The sequence below is a fragment of the Alcaligenes sp. GW821-FHT11D07 genome, from assembly GCF_058808495.1.
Map to the genome: position 1 here is coordinate 403,093 of NZ_JBXART010000002.1, position 21,331 is coordinate 424,423.

22 protein-coding genes are annotated in these 21,331 nt (G+C 56.3%); 12 read left to right on the forward strand and 10 right to left on the reverse strand.

Going from position 1 to position 21,331, the window contains the following annotated elements; all coding sequences use genetic code 11:
* Positions 1–61: 61 nt before the first annotated feature.
* Positions 62–499 carry an Ivy family c-type lysozyme inhibitor gene (locus AC1RSM_RS10475; protein WP_492932234.1) on the reverse strand — a complete coding sequence of 146 codons (438 nt, stop codon included), beginning with the start codon at positions 497–499 and terminating at the stop codon, positions 62–64.
* A gap of 325 nt (positions 500–824) precedes the next feature.
* Between AC1RSM_RS10475 and AC1RSM_RS10480 the strand changes: the two genes are divergently transcribed.
* The 7 genes from AC1RSM_RS10480 (at position 825) to serA (ending at position 8,122) form a co-directional block, all read left to right on the forward strand.
* A complete protein-coding gene (locus AC1RSM_RS10480; protein WP_492932236.1) occupies positions 825–1,994 on the forward strand; it encodes an ABC transporter substrate-binding protein in 1,170 nt (389 codons plus the stop codon).
* Between the two features lie 20 nt (positions 1,995–2,014).
* Positions 2,015–2,935 (forward strand): branched-chain amino acid ABC transporter permease, encoded by a 921-nt coding sequence (locus AC1RSM_RS10485; protein WP_492932238.1) that lies wholly within the window; start codon positions 2,015–2,017, stop codon positions 2,933–2,935.
* A gap of 3 nt (positions 2,936–2,938) precedes the next feature.
* Complete coding sequence (locus AC1RSM_RS10490; protein WP_492932240.1) at positions 2,939–3,901, forward strand: branched-chain amino acid ABC transporter permease; 963 nt, start codon at positions 2,939–2,941, stop codon at positions 3,899–3,901.
* A complete protein-coding gene (locus tag AC1RSM_RS10495; protein ID WP_492932242.1) occupies positions 3,898–4,719 on the forward strand; it encodes an ABC transporter ATP-binding protein in 822 nt (273 codons plus the stop codon). The genes AC1RSM_RS10490 and AC1RSM_RS10495 overlap by 4 nt, the downstream gene beginning before the upstream one ends.
* On the forward strand, positions 4,712–5,416 hold the full coding sequence (locus tag AC1RSM_RS10500; protein WP_492932244.1) for an ABC transporter ATP-binding protein: 705 nt from the start codon (positions 4,712–4,714) through the stop codon (positions 5,414–5,416). Before AC1RSM_RS10495 ends, AC1RSM_RS10500 begins: the two co-directional genes overlap by 8 nt.
* 271 nt (positions 5,417–5,687) lie before the next feature.
* Positions 5,688–6,689: a cytochrome-c peroxidase gene (locus AC1RSM_RS10505; protein ID WP_492932246.1), complete on the forward strand. Its 1,002-nt coding sequence runs from the start codon at positions 5,688–5,690 to the stop codon at positions 6,687–6,689.
* Positions 6,690–6,913: 224 nt separating this feature from the next.
* Positions 6,914–8,122 carry a phosphoglycerate dehydrogenase gene (gene serA / locus AC1RSM_RS10510; protein WP_492932248.1) on the forward strand — a complete coding sequence of 403 codons (1,209 nt, stop codon included), beginning with the start codon at positions 6,914–6,916 and terminating at the stop codon, positions 8,120–8,122.
* A 74-nt stretch (positions 8,123–8,196) separates the two neighbouring features.
* On the opposite strand, the gene AC1RSM_RS10515 is transcribed toward serA, so the two are convergent.
* Positions 8,197–8,649: an RrF2 family transcriptional regulator gene (locus AC1RSM_RS10515; protein ID WP_492932250.1), complete on the reverse strand. Its 453-nt coding sequence runs from the start codon at positions 8,647–8,649 to the stop codon at positions 8,197–8,199.
* Between the two features lie 2 nt (positions 8,650–8,651).
* Positions 8,652–9,056 carry a group III truncated hemoglobin gene (locus tag AC1RSM_RS10520; protein ID WP_492932252.1) on the reverse strand — a complete coding sequence of 135 codons (405 nt, stop codon included), beginning with the start codon at positions 9,054–9,056 and terminating at the stop codon, positions 8,652–8,654.
* Between the two features lie 344 nt (positions 9,057–9,400).
* On the opposite strand from AC1RSM_RS10520, the gene AC1RSM_RS10525 reads away from it, so the two are divergent.
* Both AC1RSM_RS10525 and AC1RSM_RS10530 read left to right on the forward strand, forming a co-directional pair.
* On the forward strand, positions 9,401–10,414 hold the full coding sequence (locus AC1RSM_RS10525) for a glycosyltransferase family 2 protein (RefSeq protein ID WP_492932254.1): 1,014 nt from the start codon (positions 9,401–9,403) through the stop codon (positions 10,412–10,414).
* 140 nt (positions 10,415–10,554) lie between these two features.
* Positions 10,555–12,225, forward strand: a complete 1,671-nt coding sequence (locus AC1RSM_RS10530) for an ArnT family glycosyltransferase (protein ID WP_492932256.1) — start codon at positions 10,555–10,557, stop codon at positions 12,223–12,225.
* On the opposite strand, the gene AC1RSM_RS10535 is transcribed toward AC1RSM_RS10530, so the two are convergent.
* A complete protein-coding gene (locus AC1RSM_RS10535) occupies positions 12,164–12,607 on the reverse strand; it encodes a GtrA family protein (protein ID WP_492932258.1) in 444 nt (147 codons plus the stop codon). The genes AC1RSM_RS10530 and AC1RSM_RS10535 overlap by 62 nt on opposite strands.
* On the opposite strand from AC1RSM_RS10535, the gene AC1RSM_RS10540 reads away from it, so the two are divergent.
* Positions 12,606–13,364, forward strand: coding sequence for a ChbG/HpnK family deacetylase (locus AC1RSM_RS10540; protein ID WP_492932260.1), 759 nt, complete (start codon positions 12,606–12,608; stop codon positions 13,362–13,364). The two genes, AC1RSM_RS10535 and AC1RSM_RS10540, sit on opposite strands and share 2 nt — an antisense overlap.
* A gap of 8 nt (positions 13,365–13,372) precedes the next feature.
* On the opposite strand, the gene AC1RSM_RS10545 is transcribed toward AC1RSM_RS10540, so the two are convergent.
* Positions 13,373–13,969, reverse strand: coding sequence for a GNAT family N-acetyltransferase (locus AC1RSM_RS10545; protein ID WP_492932262.1), 597 nt, complete (start codon positions 13,967–13,969; stop codon positions 13,373–13,375).
* Between the two features lie 51 nt (positions 13,970–14,020).
* On the opposite strand from AC1RSM_RS10545, the gene AC1RSM_RS10550 reads away from it, so the two are divergent.
* Positions 14,021–14,362 (forward strand): protein tyrosine phosphatase family protein, encoded by a 342-nt coding sequence (locus tag AC1RSM_RS10550; protein WP_492932264.1) that lies wholly within the window; start codon positions 14,021–14,023, stop codon positions 14,360–14,362.
* A gap of 87 nt (positions 14,363–14,449) precedes the next feature.
* Positions 14,450–14,911, forward strand: a complete 462-nt coding sequence (locus tag AC1RSM_RS10555) for a universal stress protein (protein ID WP_035271213.1) — start codon at positions 14,450–14,452, stop codon at positions 14,909–14,911.
* Positions 14,912–15,052: 141 nt separating this feature from the next.
* Here AC1RSM_RS10555 and AC1RSM_RS10560 read toward each other — a convergent pair whose 3' ends face one another.
* From AC1RSM_RS10560 to AC1RSM_RS10580, 5 genes are read right to left on the reverse strand one after another with little or no spacing between them, the layout of a single operon-like run.
* Complete coding sequence (locus AC1RSM_RS10560) at positions 15,053–15,304, reverse strand: formate dehydrogenase subunit delta (RefSeq protein WP_492932267.1); 252 nt, start codon at positions 15,302–15,304, stop codon at positions 15,053–15,055.
* A complete protein-coding gene (gene fdhD / locus AC1RSM_RS10565) occupies positions 15,301–16,164 on the reverse strand; it encodes a formate dehydrogenase accessory sulfurtransferase FdhD (RefSeq protein WP_492932269.1) in 864 nt (287 codons plus the stop codon). The genes AC1RSM_RS10560 and fdhD overlap by 4 nt, the downstream gene beginning before the upstream one ends.
* A 32-nt stretch (positions 16,165–16,196) precedes the next feature.
* A complete protein-coding gene (gene fdhF, locus AC1RSM_RS10570) occupies positions 16,197–19,118 on the reverse strand; it encodes a formate dehydrogenase subunit alpha (RefSeq protein WP_492932271.1) in 2,922 nt (973 codons plus the stop codon).
* 13 nt (positions 19,119–19,131) lie between these two features.
* Positions 19,132–20,700, reverse strand: coding sequence for a formate dehydrogenase beta subunit (locus AC1RSM_RS10575; RefSeq protein ID WP_492932273.1), 1,569 nt, complete (start codon positions 20,698–20,700; stop codon positions 19,132–19,134).
* On the reverse strand, positions 20,697–21,203 hold the full coding sequence (locus AC1RSM_RS10580) for a formate dehydrogenase subunit gamma (protein ID WP_492932275.1): 507 nt from the start codon (positions 21,201–21,203) through the stop codon (positions 20,697–20,699). Before AC1RSM_RS10580 ends, AC1RSM_RS10575 begins: the two co-directional genes overlap by 4 nt.
* Positions 21,204–21,331 lie beyond the last annotated feature (128 nt).

The following is a 21,331-nucleotide window of genomic DNA, read 5'->3' on the forward strand; positions in this document are numbered from 1 at the left end:
TGATGAAAACGATGGAGTCAGCTTAAGCCTTCCCACGGGGGCAAGGTCAAGCGCTGTTTATTTAGAACAGCGCAGGCCCCATCAACCGCAGCTGATCAAGCTCGGGGTCTCCCAACCACTGAATCTGGCTGCTGGCCGTGCCCTTGTCGGACGCCTTGTTTTCTATGAAGGCACCGTAGCTCATTGTCTGCTTTTGCGTATCCAGCAAGACGACATAGCTTGCGCTGGTGCAGTCATGAGGTTTGCAGCCCTGGAACAGTTGGTAGTCGCGGCCATCCAGCGACACCGTTTGGGCGGGCGAGGCAGTACCGAATTCTTTGACCCAGGCGGCACGTTTGGAGACGTCTTGCATCAGGCTTTGATATTGCTGATTCACTTGCTTGTTAGACGCTGCCAGATCGGCCAGATAAACGGATTCCGATGACTGTGCGCTGCTCAAAACCGGAACGAGCAGGGCGCTACATGCTACTAGGCGGCACAGAGAGTGGGAGATACGCATGGGAGCTCCAAAAATGAGGCGAATATTCAGTGTAGCAGCGCCCCAGCCGGCCCCAAGTAACAAAATCAAGGAAAACGTGCATAAACGGCTATCTCTACAGTCGTTATAGTGCTTAACCGTCTCTGGGATTGGCAGGCAAGCCCATTTTTCTGCTGAATTAACAGGGCGTTTACGAGGTGTAGGTAAAAACCACAGCTTGCCAGCAAAATTGTTTCATAACTAAACTATTTATAAATGAATGGTTGGCATAGTTGAATTTGTAGCTCGATCTGCTGTGCATCTTAAATAAAGACAGCCTATAAGCGCGGTGGCGCAAGGAGATAACATGAAACGTATTGCATTGACCGTAGCGTTAGCTGCGGCTTTTGGTGGCTCTGTAGCCCATGCCGATACCATCAAGGTCGGTATGGCAATGGACACGTCTGGCCCTTTTGCCGCCGTCGGTGGTGAAGTTCGGGATGGCTTTAATCTGGCCATCAAACAACTGGACGGCAAGCTGGGTGGTTTCCCGGCCGAGTTCATTCAGCAAGATATGGCGGGTAACCCCGACCAGGCCCGCCAATTGGTCAATCGCTTCGTGCAGCGCGAGAAGATCGACTTTTTTACCGGCCCAGTCGGTTCTAACGTCGCCCTGGCAGTGGCACCCGCCCTGTTCTCGGCCAAAGTGCCTTACCTGACCAGCAATCCAGGTCCCAGCCAGTTGGCCGGTGCCGGTTGTAATCCCTACTTCTTTGGCGTGTCCTACCAGAACGACGCCTTTGACGAAGCCGCCGGTAAAGTGGCTGCGGATCGCAACTACGAAAAAATGTTCATCATTGCTCCTGACTATCCAGCGGGCAAAGATCACCTGACCGGCTTTAAGCGCGGTTACGGCAAACCCGTGGGCGATGAGCTCTACACCAAGCTGGGCCAGATCGATTACTCGGCTGAATTGGCTCAGATCCGTGCTGCCAAGCCCCAGGCTGTGTTTTTCTTCTTGCCCGGCGCCATGGGCATCAACTTCATCAAACAGTTCGTGGCTGCTGGCCTGAACAAAGATGTGGTTTTGCTGGGCCCTGCGTTCTCCGGTGACGAGGACATCATCCCTGCGGTGGGCGAGCCTATCCTGGGTATGTTGAACACCGCGCAGTGGTCGCCTGACCTGGATGTTCCTGCCAACAAAACCTTTGTTGACGCATTCCGTAAAGCCTACGACGGCCGTTACCCCTCGGTCTACGCCGCTCAGGCTTATGACGTCATCCTGGCGATTGATGCTGCCGTCAAACAGGTAGACGGCAAGGTATCGGACCGTGAAGCCGTCTTGGCGGCCTTGAAAGCAGCGGACTACAACTCGGTGCGCGGCTCTTTCACCTATGGCAATAACAACTTCCCCATCCAGGCTTACTACCTGCGTGAGGTGGTCAAGGATCAGGACGGTCGTCTTGTAAACCGTATGGTTAGCAAAGTGTTTGACTCCTACCAGGACGTCTACGCGAAAGAGTGCAAACTTAAATAAGATTCACAGGTGGTAAAAGCATGTCGCTCATTCTGATTAGCGAGCAATTGCTGAATGGTTTGCAATTTGGTTTGATGTTGTTCCTGATTGCCGCAGGCCTGACTTTGGTCTTCGGCATCATGGACATTATGAACCTGGCCCACGGCTCCCTCTATATGGCGGGAGCCTATGTGGCCGCGGAAACCATGCAGCGCACAGGGTCTTTTACCGCCGCCATTGTGGTGGCGGTAGTCGTAACAGCTCTGGTCGGTATTGCCCTGGAAATTCTCATATTGCGCAAGCTGGTCACCCGTGATCACTTGGCGCAGGTCTTGGGAACGTATGCCGTTATTTTGATCGCCAACGATGCGGTCAAAATGATTTGGGGTCCAACCCCCGTCATGTTGAACATGCCTGCCTTGCTGGCCGGTCCTGTTGAACTTCTACCCGATTTTCTCTATCCAGCCTTCCGTCTGATGATTATCGCGGTCGGTCTGGTGGTGGCTTTGGCCCTGTATGCCTTCGTGACTAAAACACGTGCGGGTGTGCTGGTACGGGCGGGCGCCTCCAACCGTCAAATGGCCACCCTTATGGGTGTCCGTGTGCCTATTCTGTTCCTGGGTGTGTTCACCCTGGGTGCAGCCTTGGCAGCGCTGGCCGGTGCCTTGCTGGGTCCTATTACCGCCGTGCAAATCGGTATGGGCGAGGACATCCTGATCCTGGTGCTGGTCTGCATTGTGATCGGTGGTATTGGCTCAATTCGTGGTGCTTTTGTTGGTGCCTTGCTGGTGGGTATGGTCGATACCGCTGGCCGTGCATTCCTGCCCATGTTGCTGCGCAATGTCTTCCCGGCTGATGTGGCCTCCAGCGTCGGTCCTACGATTGCGGCCATTTCCATCTATGTCCTGATGGCTGTTGTTCTTGTTTTCCGTCCTTCGGGCTTGTTCCCGGCGCGAGGTTAATGTATGTCTACTTCGCGTATTTTATCTGCCCTGGCGCTGCTGGCTTTGCTGGCCTTCCCGCTGATTGCGCCTATGTACGGGCTTGAGTTTTATGTCTCGTTTGTACGCCGCATCTTTATCTACGCCCTGGCTGCCAGTGCCTTGAATCTGGTGTTGGGCTACGGCGGGATGGTGGCCTTGGGCCATGCTGCGTTTTTTGGGGCAGGTGCCTACACGGTGGGCATTCTGGCAACCGAAGGCGTACAAAGTGCCTTGATCTCCTGGCCTGCCGCCATGTTGATCTCTGGCTTGCTGGCCTTTCTGACCGGCGCCGTGTCGCTGCGTACCCGTGGTGTGTACTTCATCATGATTACGCTGGCCTTTGCCCAGATGATCTTTTACCTGTTCATCTCCTTGCGCCAGTACGGTGGTGAGGACGGTCTGAACATGTACAGCCCATCGACTTTGCCTGGTATTGATCTGGGTAATGACCTGAGCTTTTACTACCTGGTTCTGGCCATTTTGGTGGCAGTGCTGTTCTTGTTCCAGCGTCTGGCCAATGCCCGATTTGGGCAGGCCTTGATGGGCACGCGTGAAAACGAAAGCCGCATGACGACCTTGGGTTACCCCGTCTACCGCATTCGTTTGACGGCTTACTCCCTGAGTGGTGCGGTGATGGGGCTGGCCGGTGCCTTGCTGGCTAACCATAATCTGTTTGTCTCGCCCAGCCTGATGAACTGGACCCAGTCGGCCGACCTGATCATTATGGTTTTGGTGGGTGGTATTGGTTTGCTGTATGGCGGTGCTCTGGGTGCCTTTGTCATGTTGGTGTTGGAAGAGATCCTGCGCAACTGGACGGAATACTGGCATATGCCTTTGGGTATTTTGTTGCTGCTGGTGGTGTTTTTTGCACCCAAGGGGCTGGCTGGACTGGTACGTATCCGTTCGGCCGCTGACCCAGCTACTGTCGCCAAGGAGCAGGCATGACGAACACGATGGCAGCCGCCTCCAAGGCGGGCAGCGGCAGTGCCGCTTTGCAAGCACGCGGTCTGATGAAGCGCTTTGGTGCTTTGCAGGCCACCAACGATGTTTCCCTGGATCTGGTACCCGGTGAAATTCATGGTTTGATTGGTCCCAACGGGGCTGGCAAGTCCACTTTGATCCATTTGTTGTCGGGTACTTTGACGCCGGATGCGGGCCAGCTTTTGCTCAGTGGGCGCGATGTGACGGCTCTGTCCGGTCACCAGCGCGTGGCCGCGGGTCTGGCGCGCTCTTTTCAGATCACCAATATCTTCAAGAACTACACGGTGTTGGACAATCTGGTGCTGGCTTTGCAAGCCTGCAGCGGCAGTAGTTTCCGCTTCTGGCGAGCTCGTCAGGCAGAGAAAGAGCTGTACGAGCAGGCTCGTGAATTGGCTGCTGAATGTGCGATTGATCCTTCGCTCTTGCATACCCAGGCAGGCGTGTTGCCGCATGGTGAGCAGCGCAAAGTGGAATTCGCCTTGGCACTGGCCAGCCGTCCGCAGGTATTGCTGCTGGACGAGCCTATGGCAGGCATGGGCCCGGATGAAACCCTGCGCCTGACCGAGCTGATCGAAACCATGCGTGGCAAGGCCACCATGTTGCTGGTCGAGCACGATATGGAAGCGGTTTTCCGTCTGGCAGACCGGATTTCTGTGCTGGTGGCAGGTCACATCATCGCCACGGGTACTGCAGCAGAAATTCGCGACAATGAGGCCGTGCGTCAAGCCTATCTGGGTGATGATGACACGCCGGCTCCTACCAAGGCAGACAGCCATGCTTGAAACGACTCAATTACAAAGTGGCTATGGCGCCAGCCAGGTGCTGTTCGGGGTGGACTTGTCCATTCGTAGCGGTCAGGTGGTAACCGTGCTGGGCCGCAATGGCATGGGCAAGACGACCTTGCTGAAGACCATTCTGGGTCAGTTGCCCGTGCGCGGCGGGGATGTGAAGTTTGATGGACAGTCTATTGCGGGCTGGAATTCAGATCGCATCGCCCGTGCAGGGATCGCCATTGTGCCTGAAGGGCGTCAATGTTTTCCCAACCTGACGGTAGCGGAGCACTTGACGGCTTTTGCGTGCAAGCGCAATCCCAAAGCCAACAAGACCTGGACGCCAGAGCGTGTCTATGACTTTTTCCCGCGCTTGCGTGAACGCGCGTCCAATATGGGCAACCAGCTTTCGGGCGGTGAACAGCAGATGCTGGCCATTGGCCGGGCCTTGGTTACCAATCCCAAGCTGCTGATTCTGGATGAAGCGTCCGAGGGGCTGGCACCCAAGGTGCGTGAAGAGATCTGGAATTGTCTGGCCGTGCTGCGCGAAGAAGGGCAGACCATCTTGCTGATCGACAAATATGTGGAGCGTCTGATGGCTTTGTCTGACCACCACATTATTCTGGAGCGTGGCAAATTGGTCTGGCAGGGTAATTCGGAGGCTTTAGGTGCCGACCGCACATTGTGGACACGTTATTTGGGCGTGTAGAAAACACATTTTGCAATAATCCTGACATGCCGCCAGTCCTCGGACCGGCGGCATTTTTTATGCCTTTCGTCAAGGTGGAAGGCAGGATTGTTGCGGGGTAGTCGCACTTATCAATGAAAGTTCCCGAAAGAAATAATAAAGATTATTTCCTTGCGATGTATCAATGTGTAATGAAATAGCATTCCTTACGATGTCCATAAGGCCAGAAGGGTTATGGGTCCTACCCGGGCCCCACTGGCAGGAAGCTCTGTCATCCCATAAGGAAGTTGTTATGAAATTACGCCTGTTCACCCTCTCTGCTCTGGCTGCCGGTTTACTGGCCGGTGCAGTGGCCCATGCCCAAAGCAATGAGCCTGTACAGCCTATCCCCGCCGCTGTTATTACTGACCCCGCTCGTGTGGAATTGGGTAAAAAACTGTGGTTTGAGCCTCGGCTGTCGCGTTCTGGCTTTATCTCCTGTAACTCCTGTCACAACCTGAGCATGGGCGGCACGGACAATATCCGTACCTCCATCGGTGACCGCTGGCAGGAAGGCCCGATCAACTCGCCGACCGTGCTGAACTCCAGCCTGAACATGGCCCAGTTCTGGGATGGCCGTGCCAATGACTTGAAAGAGCAGGCCGGTGGCCCGATTGCCAACCCCAAAGAAATGGCCTTCACGCACGAATTGGCGATGGAGTTCCTGAGCTCCATTCCCGAGTACAAGGCTGAATTCAAGCAAGTCTTTGGCAAGGCAGACTTCGGTATTGACGAAGTCACCACTGCAATTGCTGCGTTTGAAGAAACCTTGGTCACCCCTGACTCGCGCTTTGACCTGTGGTTGAAGGGCGATAAGAAAGCCATTACCGATCAGGAACTGGCCGGCTACCAGCTGTTTAAAGGAAGTGGTTGTGTTGCTTGTCACAACGGTCCCAACCTGGGCGGTACGTCCTTCCAGAAAATGGGTCTGATCGAGCCCTACCAAACGCTGAACCCAGCCGAAGGCCGTGCAGCGGTCACAGGTAAAGATGCTGACCGTTTCAACTTCAAGGTACCTACCTTGCGTAACGTTGAGCTGACCTACCCATACTTCCACGATGGCGCGGTCAATACCTTGACCGAAGCAGTCGATACAATGGGACGTTTGCAGCTGGGTCGCAGTTTCTCTGCAGAAGAGAATGCCCAAATCGTTGCGTTCCTGAAAACGCTGACTGGCAAGCAGCCTGAAATCGTTTTGCCAATCCTGCCACCTTCGCGTGACAACACGCCCCGTCCGGTGCCATTTGGCTCCTGATAGGGACTGTTAAGGCAGCCTGGGCGTGGGATTAGCCAGGCTGTTGTAGGGCAACCCAGGTTCTGGATATTATTTTCTGGGCCTGGGTTTTTGTATTCGGCTTTGGATTCATCGCCTTAAGTCTGATTGCCAGATTTGAATCCCCTGCTGCTATTGTTGATGCTCGATCAGGCGAGCTAAAAAAATAGTACCATTTAGATACTATTTAAATGACTGGAACCATCATGAGTCGCATTGTCCTGTTTGAGAACATTCATCCTAGCGCCCGTGAAGTTTTTGAGGCTGCTGGTTTGACCGATATTCAGACCTACAAGGGAGCCTTGTCGGGTCAGGAACTCCTGGATGCTGTTAAAGGCGCCGAGATTGTCGGGATTCGCTCCCGCACCCAATTTGACAGTCGCGTGCTCGAGCATGCTGACGCGCTCAAAGTCCTTGGGTGTTTTTGCATTGGTACCAACCAGGTCGATCTGGATCAAGCCCAGAACCATGGGGTACCTGTCTTTAATGCGCCGTTCTCCAATACCCGCTCTGTAGCCGAGCTAGTGCTGGGCGAAGCCATTTTGTTGCTGCGTCGTATCCCCGAGAAAAACCTGCGGGTTCACCAGGGTTTCTGGGACAAGAGTGCCGATGGTGCTTTCGAGATCCGTGGCAAAACCTTGGGTGTGATTGGTTACGGCAATATCGGTTCTCAGGTGGGTACCTTGGCCGAGGCCTTGGGCATGCGCGTTCTCTACCATGATGTGGAATCCAAACTGCCCCTGAGCAATGCACGTGTTTACGGCAGCTTAAAGCAGATGCTGGCTGAATCTGATGTGGTGACTTTGCACGTGCCCGGCGGGCAGGGCACTCATAACATCATGAACGCCGACACGATTGCGGCCATGAAGCCCGGTTCTATTTTGATCAATGCTTCGCGCGGTACCGTTGTGGATATCGAAGCCTTGCATCAGGCCTTGGTCAGTGGCCATTTGGCGGGCGCCGCGCTGGACGTGTTCCCAACGGAACCGAAAAGCGTGGACGAGCCTTTGAAGAGCCCCTTGATCGGGATGCCTAATGTGATTCTGACTCCGCACATTGGCGGCAGCACACAGGAATCGCAGGAAAACATTGGTCGTGAAGTGGCTGAGAAGCTGGTCAGCTTCTTGCGTAGTGGTGCAACCAAGGGTTCGGTGAACTTCCCTGAAGTGTCCTACTACGACATTCACGGTGCTGTTCGCTTGTTGCATGTACATCGCAACGTGCCCGGTGCAATGGGCAGCCTGAATAATATTTTGGCTGAGCATGGCCTTAACATCACTCGTCAGCAGCTACAGACACAAGGTGAACTAGGTTATGCCATGACAGATCTGGATCGTATTCCCGGTCAGGATTTGCTGGATGCGGTGCGAGCCCACCCAGGTACGGTGCGCAGTGATTTGATTCTGCCTGCGTAACGACTAGATCAGATCGTAAACAAACAGCCCCGGATTCAGCAGAATCCGGGGCTGTTTGCATCAGTCCTATTGCATCAGTCTGCGTGCATGGCCCGTGTTGGCCAAGCAATGGTCTGCTCGGGGCTGCTGCCGGGAACAATGATGTCCCGTAAGGTGTAGCCATCCAGGTAGGCCAGAAACTGAGCCAAGGCCTGTTTAAGAATACCGCTCAGATTGCACCGGCCGCTCAAAATACATTGGGTACCGCTGCCCAGGCATTCCACCACGGCCAGATCATTTTCGGTATAGCGGACCAGTTCGCCCAGATTGATATCTTCAGGGGAACGCGCCAGTCGCATGCCGCCATTTTTCCCCCGCTGAGTCTGAATCCAGCCGCCTTTGGCCAGCAGGTGGGTAACTTTCATCAGGTGGGCTTGGGATATCTGGTGGTACTGAGCAATTTCTGCGATGGTACAGAGCCTGTCTTCGTTCTGGCCCAGATACATTAATTGGCGTAGAGCGTAATCAGTAAGGTTGGTCAGGCGCATGATCAGGGTAATTGCAGTTCGCGGGCCACTTGGGTGGGGTTGTGCTGGAACTGATAACCGAACCAGAAACTGCGCGCGATACGCTGAGCGTATTCCAGCGCCAATTCGGCCATAGCTTGGTTTTCGCGTTCCTGACAGGTCTCTTTGAACAGGCGCAGCCATTGTTCAAAGTGGCTGGCTTGAATATGGCTCAGCGACAAATGCTTGGCCATGGGATTGCCATTGAAACCGTCTGTCTTGAGCAGCAGGGACGACCAGAATTCTTCCATGACTCCCAGATGGGTGTCCCAATCTTTGATGCGCTCGGAGAAAATCGGGCCAAGGACCTCATCCATGCGGATGCGATCGTAAAAGTCCCAAACCAGATCATGGATTTCCTGGCGGGTACATAAAGTGTTGAGAGCCATAATATTTTGAATTTAAAGATATATATTTTATCTATCTTATTGGCCCGGCTCCCCGGGGTCAAGCAGCAAAGAATTCGCGCAGCAAACCGCGGTTTTTAAGGTCTGATTTCACGCGGATTCAACGCCTGCCTCCCTACACTGAGCCCAGGTTTCAGAGTATAGATGTGGCGTTTCGGCATTTTTCTGAGCTTAATGGCTTGCTTAGGCCGGCCGGAACCTGAAATGCGTTGGGTAGGAAAGGATAGTTATCAGGGAAGGTAAATTGCACTGGGCGGTCTGGCGGGATACGATTACTTTTTGTTGGCTGGACCTTGGTTTTGTTACAGCATGGTGCTCGAGAAAGAATGATTGAAAAAAGACAGGCCCAGACGCTTTCTTGCGTTATTCCCGGCTTGAATGAAGCCGAAAACCTACCCGCTTTAATGCCGGTGTTGGTGGCCAAGTTGCGCGAGCTGGTTCAGGATTTTGAAATCATTTTCGTTGATGATGGCAGCACGGACGCAACGCCTTTGGTCGTTGAGCAACTGCGTCAAACCTATCCACAACTGGTGTACCTGCAGTTGTCGCGCAACTTTGGTAAAGAAGCGGCGCTGACAGCGGGGCTGGAGGCCAGTCGCGGGCAGGTGGTCGTGTGCATGGATGCCGATTTGCAGCATCCTCCCGCCTTGATCGAAGCCATGCTGGAGCGTTGGTCCACCGGATTGGAGATGGTCTATGCCGTGCGGGAAACCCGTGACGACGAGACCTGGATGAAGCGGGCTGGTACCAGCTTGTTTTACAAGCTGATGCGCACCTCCAATGGTTTGCGCGTACCACGCGATGCGGGTGATTTTCGCCTGATGGACCGCTGTGTGGTGGATGCTTTGCTGGCATTGCCCGAACGCAGCCGCTTCATGAAAGGGCTGTTTGCCTGGGTAGGTTTCCCGTCCGAGCCCATTTACTATTCGCCTGCCGAGCGCTTGTATGGCGTCAGCCGTTTCAAGCCCGCCAAGTTGTTGCGCTTTGCCGTGGATGGTTTGACTGCCTTCACGACTTGGCCGCTGCGCCTGCTCAGTTTGGCCGGTGCTGTCTTGGCCATGCTGTCTTTCGGCTATGGTTTGTTCATTATCTTCAAGCACTTGCTCTACGGCGATGCGGTCCGTGGCTGGGCCTCCTTGATTACCGTGGTGCTGTTTTTTGCGGGGGTGAACATGCTGTCCTTGGGCGTGGTGGGGGAATATGTCGCCAGCATCTTTGCCGAGGTCAAGAACCGGCCCCTGTATCTGGTGCATCGTCGCCGGGGGCAGGGTCTGGCTCAAAGCCAAGAGCATGCTCAGGCGATTGAACAAAACCCTGTCCAGGACCAGGATCAACGCTGATTTCAGGGCCTAGCCGCGGTCAGCCTATCGCAACACTGCATAGCTGCCCGCAACGGTACTTGAACGCCACATCGATATTCTGAATCGTTTTTGCCAGTCACCTTGGTGGCTGCCTACCTCTTTGGGTTTGGCTTGGAACGATGAGTATCGACAATTCTTATTCTGCTGCGGGTGCGACGCTGCCGCTTGGGCAATCGCGTAGTGCCGCCTATTGGCTGCGGCGAGCAGTGCAGCGCTTGGGCACGCTATCGAGTGTGTCGGTGGGTTTGCTGTCACTGCTGTGGTTTGCAGTGACCCTGGGGGCCTACCCCTTGCTGATCCCGGATGAGGGGCGCTACGTGGGTGTGGCGCTGTCTATGCTGGAGTCGGGTGACTATCTGGTCCCGCGTCTGGACGGCTTGCCGTTTTTTCATAAACCGCCTTTGCATTATTGGCTCACTGCCTTGAGCCTGAAAGTCGTGGGTGTGAATTTTGTGGGCGCCCGTCTGGTTCCTGCTGTGATGGCGGCGTTGTTAGTTGCTGCCATGCATGTTTTTTTACGAGCCCACGCCAGCAAGTCCCATGCAGGCTGGACAACAATCATTCTGCTCAGTAGCCCCTTGTTGTTCGGTGCATCTCATTACGCCAATCTGGACATGACGGTCGCCGCCTTGATCACTTGCTGTGTTTTGTCAGGTGGTCATGCTGCTTTGCAGATGGAGCAGGGCCGGCCGTATCGTCTGGCCTTGATGAGTCTGTACGCCACGGCTGGCTTGGCCTTTTTGGCAAAAGGCCTGATCGGGATTTTGATTCCCGGCGCAATTTTACTTTTCTGGCTGCTAGCCCGCCGGCAGTTCAGGACCTTGCTGCGCCTGTTTTCGCTAACTGGCCTGGGTGTACTGGCTCTGGTGACAATTCCCTGGATGTGGGCCATGCAGGAGCGCTATCCAGGCTTTTTTGATTACTACATCGTCTATCAGCACTTCCAGCGCTTTCTGGAAACAGGCTTCAATAATCCCCAGCCCTTCTGGTTTTATTTTGCCCTGATGCCGGCGGCCAGCTTAACCTGGGCTCCTTTCCTGTTCTCGCGCCATCGTGGCGTGCTCAAGGCTCAGGACGGCTTGGGTTCTGTGCGGGGTTTGATGCTGTCGGCTTTGTTGACTGTGCTGCTGTTCTTCTCGATTCCTGCCTCCAAACTGGTGGGCTATATCTTGCCAGCGATGGGCCCTTGGGCATTTTTCCTGGCGGATGCGGTCATTGCCCAACGCGTGCGCGACGGGGCAGCCAAGGTTGATCGTCGGGCGGTCTGGAGTCTGGCCCTGGGAGGCTTGCTATGTCTGGCAGCCGTCGTGACGATGGTCTTGCGTCCTCAGGTAAATAGTCGCGAATTGGGCCGTGTTTTGGCTGCGGAATATCAGCCGGGTGATCAGGTGGTTTTTCTGAATACCTACCGCTACGACTTGGGATTTTACGTACCGGATCTGAAAACCGTCAGTGTGGTGGGCCGTTGGGATGATCCCGAGATTATGCGCACGGACAGTTGGCGCAAGGAGTTGCTGGAGGCAGCCCGGTTTGAGCCTCAGCGCGGCCAACAGACTTTGATCGATAGGGCCACGCTGCGTAAGCAGTTATGCCAAGACAGGCAAACGGTGTTCTGGTTGATTGGTACGCCTGATGCGGTGCGCCAGAGCGTGGCTTTGAATCATGCCCAACGCCTGTACGAAGACCACCGTATCGCTTTGTGGCACTTTGGTCAGGACGAGCACGCCATTATGTGCGGCGAAACGCCCAAAGGCGTCCCGCCAAAAACGTCAGCACTGCCAGAGCAATAAGAATCATGCCCAGCAAGATGTCATAACGCAGGCCACTGTATTTGAGCAGCAGGGCATAGCTGGCTTCGTTGATGGCAAAGCCAGCGGCCGACACCAGGAAAAAACGCCCCAGGGCGGGACCCAGCTTGGCCTCTTGCTGGCGAAACGTCAGCCAGTAGTGCCCGCTGAAGGACACGATAAAGGCGATCAGCCAGCCAAATAGATTCGCCAGCAAAGCAGGCAGCTCCAGCGTGCGCACGACTGCGATTACAATCCCCCAGTGCGTGAGGGCGGCCAGTGTGCCAACCAGAATGAACAGAATGATTTGACGAGACATAGCGTAAGCGGAGCGAGCAGTGGCCAAGGACAGGCAGATCAGTATATGCGCGGATGATTTTGGCATGGCCCCTGATGTGGATGAGGCAGTGCTGAAATTGGCCCAGGCCCGACGCCTGACAGGAACATCCTGTTTGGTGGATGGGGACAGCTTTGTGCACAATGCGCCAGCACTGCGCCAGAGCACGCTGCAAAAAGGTTTGCACCTGAATTTTACCGAGTTTGCCTCGCAAGCGGGCGCGTATGCGATGCCGCTCAAACAGGTGATTGTGCGCAGCTTGCTACACCGGCTGGATGCGAACAAGGTCAAAGCGAGCGTGGCGCGTCAGCTGGACCGGTTTGAGGAGGTCATGGGGCAGGGGCCGGACTATATAGACGGACACCAGCACGTGCATCAACTACCCATGATCCGTGATGCCCTGCTAGCCGAGATGGAGCGTCGCTACGCTGCGGCCATGCCCTGGCTGCGCTATACCGGCGCTCAACGGCTGGCATCCGGCTTTGCCTTCAAGGACAGATTCAAGGCGCAGGTAATTGCTGCTTTAGGTTCCAAGGAGTTGCTGCGTCAGGCCAGAGCCAAGGGCGTTACCTTGAATACCGGTTTTACCGGTGTGTATGACTTTCAAGGGGGCAAGGAGCGCTACAGCGCCCTGGTGCAGGCCTGGTTGGCAGTTATGCAGCATGGTGACAGCATGATGTGCCATCCGTCGCTGGCGACCGTGCAGGACGATCCCGTTGGGGCCCAGCGTTTGGCCGAGTACGAGGTTTTAGCTAGCGATGAGATGCAGCAATGGCTGGATCGCTACAGTTTGCGTATTGCCTGATGCGGTGTTCAGCTTGGGTCTGAGGGTGGGCTCTGATTGCCTTCACCCAAGGCTCGCTGCATGAGTACCACGTCAATCCATTGTTGGAATTTATAACCCGCTGCGGGCAAGGTGCCGACATGGGCAAAACCCAGGGAACGGTGCAGCGCAATTGAGCCGCGGCTGTCTTGACCGGCAATCACGGCAATCATTTGCCGCCAGGGGCCTTTTTCACACTCGATCAGCAGTTGTTCCAGCAAGACCTTGCCTAAGCCTTTCCCCGTCTGTCCTTGGGCCAGATATATGGAGTCCTCCAGGGTGTAGCGATAAGAGGGGCGGGGGCGGTAGATACCGGCATAGGCGTAGCCCACGATGTGCTCACCCAGTTGAGCGACCAGCCAGGGCAGGTTTTGCTCCTGGTTTTTGCTAAAGCGCGAGCGCATTTCCTGCTCATCGGGCGGGATTTGCTCAAAAGTCGCTGTGCTGTGCAGCACATGGTAGGCATAGATGCTTTGGACGGCAGCCATATCGTCCAAAGTGGCCCGGCGAACCAGCAAGGCACTAGCGTGACTGCCTTGTGGCAAGGCCGACGAGAAAGGGGCTTGCGTACTATCGGGGGGGAACATACTATTTTTCCTTTGAACTAATTCAGTGTATTCCGATTTCAGGAGTTTTTTATGTCCTTTCCCCATCAGTTTTTGACCGAGCAATTGGCCGTGGCGCCTCAGTTATCGGGAGAGGACATGCAAGCCGTGGCCGACGCCGGTTTCAAAAGTGTCATTATCAACCGGCCCGATATGGAAGGCGGCCCGGCGCAACCCTTGTCGGCCGATGTCATGAAGGCTGCCCAAGCCGCTGGCCTGCAAGTGGAGTATCAGCCAGTTGTGGGTAGCGCGATTACTTCTGACGATGTGGCCCGTTTTGGCCAGTTGCTCGAAGCCTTGCCCGGCCCGACATTGGCCTATTGCCGCACGGGTACCCGCTGCGCTGTATTGTTCCGTGCATTGAACGAATCCTGACCTGGCTCAAATGCAGGTCTGTTATTGGCTTGTCCTGCGCCTGGGTGCAGCGGTAAGCTATCTGTCTCCATTCAAAGGGGTTATGCCATGTTCAAGAAAATTCTGATTCCAACTGACGGTTCCGAGCTGTCCTCCCAAGCTGCCAACAAAGGCGTGACGTTTGCCCGCCAGATTGGTGCCGAGGTTCTGGCTTTGCACGTGACGCAGCCATTTGCGGCGACAGTTGGCTTTGACGGTATGGCTGCTGCCTATGCCATCACCGACGAGGACTACGACAAAACCGCCAAGGAACAATCGCAGAAATATCTGCAACAGATTCTGGATCGTGCCGAGACCGCAGGCGTCAAGGCAACCGGCAAGTCCGTGTCGAACTTCAATGTGGCCGACGGTGTGGTTCAGGTGGCTGAGCAAGAAGGCTGCGATCTGATCTTTATCGGCAGTCACGGTCGCAGTGGCCTGTCCCGCCTATTGCTGGGCAGCGTGACCATTAAGGTGCTGAATATGGCCAAAAACACCGTGCTGGTGTACCGCGTCAAAGAAAGCGATTAATCGCGCTTCAGCCCAAAGAAAAAACCCGCCTAGGCGGGTTTTTTTGTGTCCAGCGGCGGGTCTTGAGCAGGGCTTGTTGGGCTTGCCCTTGTTAAGGCCTTGGCCGGACAGCTGGGGCCATCTGCTACAGGCACTAAAAACTTAGTTGCTGCGCGGCTCCAACTGCTGTTTATGCGTGACGACAGCTTGCAGCACAATGGGCAAGAGCTCGCCATCCGCGCTTTTACCGCTAGGGTTTTCTTGCACAAAATCCAGCAAGGAGCGGCGCATGCGCGGGTCCCAGAATTTCTGGATATGTTCAGCAATCTCGCGCAGACCTTGTTCCCGGTTGCTCAAGATTTCAAAGAACTGACCAATCTGGTTGGCCATAGGAATCAAAGGGACAATGTTCATGGTGATGTGGCCGAGGTGGACTCGGCAGAATTCAGGTAGTGGGGATGGCTGTACAGCGTGAAGCTGCGGTCACGGGCAAAGGCGGCCAGCATGACTCCCAGTTCATCGGCAATCTGCACCGCATAGGCAGTAGGGGCCGAGACCGCCACCACGAAGTTGATGCCCATTGCTGCCGCTTTCTGGACCATCTCAAAGCTGGCACGGCTGGAGATCAGCACCATGCCAGAACGTGGATCAATATCGTGACGCAGCATGTGACCCAGCAACTTGTCCAAGGCGTTGTGCCGGCCTACGTCCTCGCGCACGGCCAGGATGTCGCCTTGCAAATTGCACCAGGCAGCTGCATGGGTTGCGCCCGTCAGGCGGTGCAAAGGTTGGCTGGAACGCAGGGCGTCCAGCGCCTTGAAAATCGCGGGGGCGCTGGGGCTGTGCTCGGGGGCATCCAGGCGGGGTAGCTGTCGACGTACCTCGTCCAGACTTTCCAGACCGCACAGGCCACAGCCAGTGCGTCCCGCCAATTGGCGGCGACGCGCCTTGAGCTGATGCTGACAAGCGCTGGCAATCTCAATTTGCAGCAGACTGCCACGCTCGTCTTCCAGCACATCCACGCCTCGTATGTCTGCGGCTGTGCGGATAATGCCCTCAGTCATGGAAAATCCGTAGGCCAGATCTTCCAGGTCACTGGGGCTGCACAGCAAGGCACTATGGCTGATGCCGTTAAATTCCAGGGCGACGGCCTGCTCGCGCGCCAGCGCATCCTGATCCTCTTGGGGCAGGGTGTCAGCTTGTTCAGCTGGGGTACGCGCCTGCCGCCACACTGTGGCGGGGGCGCTGGCATCACGAAAATCAGCCTGGCTCACGCGGCAAACTCCTTAGGGCCTGTTGGGACGCATCATACTTTCGCGACGGCCTCGGCAGGCTCATGCTGGTGGGCGTGGTCCGTATGCTCCAGGTCTTCGGCGGGTACGGTTTCGCCCTGCAAGAGACGCTGCTGGATATCGTGGAAACGGTTCCAGCGATTTTGCCAGGCCGAATCGGACGTTACACGCTGAATCTGCACGGCAGTCACCTTGTACTCGGGACAGTTGGTTGCCCAGTCCGAGTTGTTGGTGGTGACCACGTTGGCACCTGATTCGGGAAAGTGGAAAGTAGTATAGACCACCCCTGGTTGCACCCGTTCGGTCACCGTCGCGCGCAAGGCGGTTTCACCGGCCCTGCTCTTGACCGAGACTTTGTCGCCACTGCGAATGCCACGATCTTCTGCGTCCACCGGGTGAATTTCCAGCAAGTCCTCGGCATGCCAGGCAACGTTGTCAGTGCGTCGCGTTTGCGCACCCACGTTGTACTGGGACAGGATGCGGCCGGTAGTCAGCAGCAAGGGGAACTTGCGGCTGCTGCGTTCTTCGGTGGGCACGTATTGGGTCAGCATGAAGCGGCCCTTGCCACGCACGAATTCATCGATGTGCATGGTGGGGGTGCCTTCCGGGGCTTGCTCGTTGCAAGGCCATTGCACGCTGCCACCCAACTCTTGAATGCGCTCGTAAGACACGCCGGTAAAGGTGGGAGTCAGGCTGGCGATCTCGTCCATGATCTGGCTGGGATGCTCGTAGCTCATGGGGTAACCCAAGGCACGGGCCAATGCGCAGGTGACTTCCCAGTCTGCCATGCCCGCTTTGGGCTCCATCACTTTGCGGACGCGCGAAATACGGCGCTCGGCGTTGGTGAAGGTGCCGTCTTTTTCCAGGAAGGACGAACCGGGCAGGAATACGTGGGCGTATTTGGCCGTTTCGTTCAGGAACAGATCCTGCACCACCACACACTCCATCGCTGCCAAGGCAGCGGCTACGTGCTGCGTGTTCGGGTCGGATTGGACAATGTCCTCGCCCTGGCAATACAGGCCCTTGAAGCTACCGCTCAAGGCGGCGTCAAACATATTGGGGATGCGCAGACCAGGCTCGGACTGCAGGGGCACGCCCCAGGCTTGTTCAAACTGCTCGCGCACTTTCTGGTCGGAAACGTGGCGGTAGCCGGGGAACTCGTGCGGGAAGGAGCCCATATCGCAGGAGCCTTGCACGTTGTTCTGGCCACGCAGCGGGTTCACACCGACGCCTTCGCGGCCCACGTTGCCGGTGGCCATGGCCAGGTTGGCAATGGCCATCACGGTGGTGGAGCCCTGGCTGTGCTCGGTAACGCCCAGACCGTAGTAAATGGAACCGTTGCCGCCTGTGGCGTACAAGCGGGCTGCACCACGGATATCGTCAGCAGAAACACCGCAGATCTCGGCCATGACTTCCGGCGAGTTCTGAGGCTGGCTGACAAAGCTGCGCCATTCTTCAAAGGCAGCGGTGTCGCAACGCTCGGCCACGTAGGTTTCGTTCACCAGATTTTCAGTGACGATGACGTGGGCCATGGCAGTCAGCATGGCGGTGTTGGTGCCGGGGCGCAGGGGCAGGTGGTAGTCGGCCTGGATATGTGGCGAGCTGACCAGTTCAGTCTGGCGCGGATCGATCACGATCAGGCGCGCACCCTGGCGCAGACGGCGCTTCAGGCGCGAGGCAAACACGGGGTGAGCCGCGCTGGGGTTTGCGCCCATCACGATCACCACATCGGTGTGCATCACCGAGTCAAAGGTTTGCGTACCGGCAGACTCACCCAGAGTCATCTTCAGGCCGTAGCCCGTTGGGGAGTGGCAAACGCGAGCGCAGGTGTCGACGTTATTGGTTCCAAAAGCGGCACGAACCAGCTTTTGCACCAGATAAGTTTCTTCGTTGGTACAGCGCGAGGAGGTGATACCGCCTACTGCGTCACGACCATGTTGATCCTGAATGCGGTGAAATTCAGAAGCCGCGTAGTTAATGGCCTCGTCCCACGACACTTCCTGCCAAGGGTCCGTGATGCTCTTGCGGATCATGGGGTTCAGGATACGATCCTGATGTGTAGCGTAGCCCCAGGCAAAACGACCCTTCACGCAGGCGTGACCGCGGTTGGCCTTACCGTCTTTCCAGGGCGTCATGCGAATGACTTTGTCGCCCTTCATTTCGGCCTTGAAACCACAACCGACGCCGCAGTAGGCACAAGTGGTGATGACGGCGTGTTCAGGCTGGCCCAGATCAATGACAGATTTTTCCATCAAGGACGATGTGGGGCAGGCTTGTACGCAAGCGCCACAGGAGACACAGTCACTGCCCAGAAAATCATCGTTTTGGCCGGCAGTAACGCGCGATTCAAAACCGCGTTTGTCGATGGTCAGTGCAAAAGTGCCTTGTACTTCTTCACAAGCGCGCACGCAGCGGTTACAGACAATGCACTTGCTGGAATCGTAGGCGAAGTAGGGGTTGGAATTGTCGGTGGTGTCATCCAGGTGGTTAGCACCATCAAAACCATAACGCACGCTGCGCAGGCCCACGACGCCTGCCATGTCTTGCAGCTCGCAATTGCCGTTGGCAGGACAGGTCAGGCAGTCCAGCGGGTGATCGGAGATATACAGCTCCATCACGTTGCGGCGCAGCTTGTGCAAGGTTTCGTTTTCAGTCTGGACGACCATGCCTTCTTCCACCAGCGTGGTGCAAGAGGCGGGGTGGCCGCGACGGCCTTCAATGTCCACCAGACACAGTCGGCAGGAGCCAAAGGCTTCCAAAGAATCAGTCGCGCACAGTTTGGGAATATTGATGCCGGCCAGGGCAGCGGCGTGCATCACGGAGGTGCCCACAGGCACTTCCAGCAACTTGCCATCAATGGTCAGGTTGACCATCTCGGTTTGCAAAGAGGCCGGGGTACCCAGGTCGCGTTCGCGTACGGCGATAGTTTCGTTCATAGTGATCTCCGTCTTAGACCTTGGCCAGGTCCTGCTCGGTTTGCGGGGCCAGTCCAAAATCCTGGGGGAAGTGTTCCAGCGCGGACAGGACGGGATAGGGGGTCATGCCGCCCAGGGCACACAAAGACCCGGAGAACATGGTGTCGCACAAATCACGCAGCAGTTCGACATGGTTGTCCATATCTTCGCGGCGGCGGATTTTTTGAATAGTCTCTACGCCTCGGGTGGAGCCGATACGGCAGGGCGTGCATTTGCCACAGGATTCGATGGCACAGAATTCCATCGCGTACTGGGCCATGTGTGCCATATCCACAGTGTCATCAAAAGCCACCAGACCACCGTGACCGACCATGGCGTTGATCTTCATATAGGCTTCGTAGTCCAGGGGCACGTCCCACTGATGCTCGGGCAGATAGGCACCTAAAGGGCCACCGACTTGAACCGCACGCAAGGGGCGACCGCTGGCACTGCCACCGGCGTAGTCGTACAGCAATTCGCGCAAGGTGACGCCAAACGCTTTTTCCACCAGGCCACCGTTCTTCAGGTTGCCCGTCAGTTGGAACGCCAGCGTGCCACGCGAGCGGCCCATACCGTAGTTTTGGTAGTAGGCGCCGCCCTTGGCCAAAATAACAGGCACAGAGGCCAGGGATACTACGTTATTGATGACGGTAGGCTGACCAAACAAGCCTTTGATGGCGGGCAGGGGTGGCTTCACACGCACCATGCCGCGCTTGCCTTCCAGGCTATCGAGCAGAGCCGTTTCTTCGCCACAAATATAGGCACCGGCGGCTTTGCGCACTTCTAGATCAAATTCGTAGTTGCTGCCCTGAATGTTTTTGCCCAGCCAGCCTGCAGCACGAGCCGCCACAATGGCTTCGTTCAGTGCTTGCACCGCCAGCGGGTATTCGGAGCGCACGTAGATGTAGCCGTACGTGGCGCCCACGGCCAAACCGGCAATCGTCATGCCTTCAATCAGGCACAGTGGATCGCCTTCCATCAGCATGCGGTCAGAGAAGGTGCCCGAGTCGCCTTCGTCAGCATTACAGACAATGTATTTCTGTGCCGCCGGTGTATTCAGTACCGTGTTCCACTTGATGCCGGTAGGGAAGGCCGCACCACCACGACCACGCAGGCCGGAGTCGGTAACTTCTTTCACAATGGCAGCCGGCTCCATGGCCAGTGCACGGCTCAAGCCCTCAAAGCCACCACAGGACTGGTAATCGGCAACATTGATCGGATCAATAATGCCCACGCGGGCAAAGGTCAGGCGTTCCTGGTTTTTCAGGTAAGGAATGGCCTCGGTTAAACCGTGGCTCAACGCGTGGTTTGCGCCTTGCAGAAAACCGGCGTCAAACAGGCTGGGGAGATCCTCGGTCTGAACAGGGCCGTAAGCCACTCGGCCTTCGGCAGTCTCCACTTCGACCATCGGTTCCAGCCACAACAAGCCACGCGAGCCATTACGCACAATCTGCACAGCCTGACCGCGCTCCTGGGCCATGGCGGCCAGTTTTTCGGCGACCTGATTCGCACCCATCGCAATGGCAGCGGTGTCACGCGGAACATAAACCGTAATGGTGCTCATGACTGGGCCTCCTGGCTGTTGAGCAGGGCGTCCAGCTTTTCGGGGGTGACGCGTGCGTGGGGAACGCCGTCAAGCATGACAGCGGGGGATTGGGCACAGAGCCCCAGACAGTAAACGGGTTCCAGTGTGAACTGGCCATCGGCACTGTTTTCGTGAAAATCGCAGTTCAGGCGGCGACGAGCATGAGCGGTCAGCTCCAGCCCGCCCCGCGCCTGACAGGCTTCGGCCCGACAGATTTCCAGGGTATGCGTCGCGTGGGGCTGAGTGCGAAAGTGAGCGTAGAACGAGATCACGCCATGAATTTCTGCACGGGACAGGGCCAACTGTTCAGCCAGCACCGGCACCACGGACTCGGGAATACAGGCTAGTTGGTCCTGGATCGTGTGCAAAATAGGCAACAGGTTGCCTTTTTGGCCGGCGTGCTGCTGCACGGCCTGCAAGGCGACCTCTTCAGGAGTCAGACCACAGGGGGCCAACTGCTGGGCATGAGGGGATGTTTGCATGTCCTGTGTGCGCAGTGCCCGAATCGGGTGCCCGCGCCTCCATGTTTTATTATGCACAGCTGTGCATATTATTTGAGTGTGTTTTCTCCCGTAATCTAACCACTTAAGTCCATAACTTCAATAAGCAA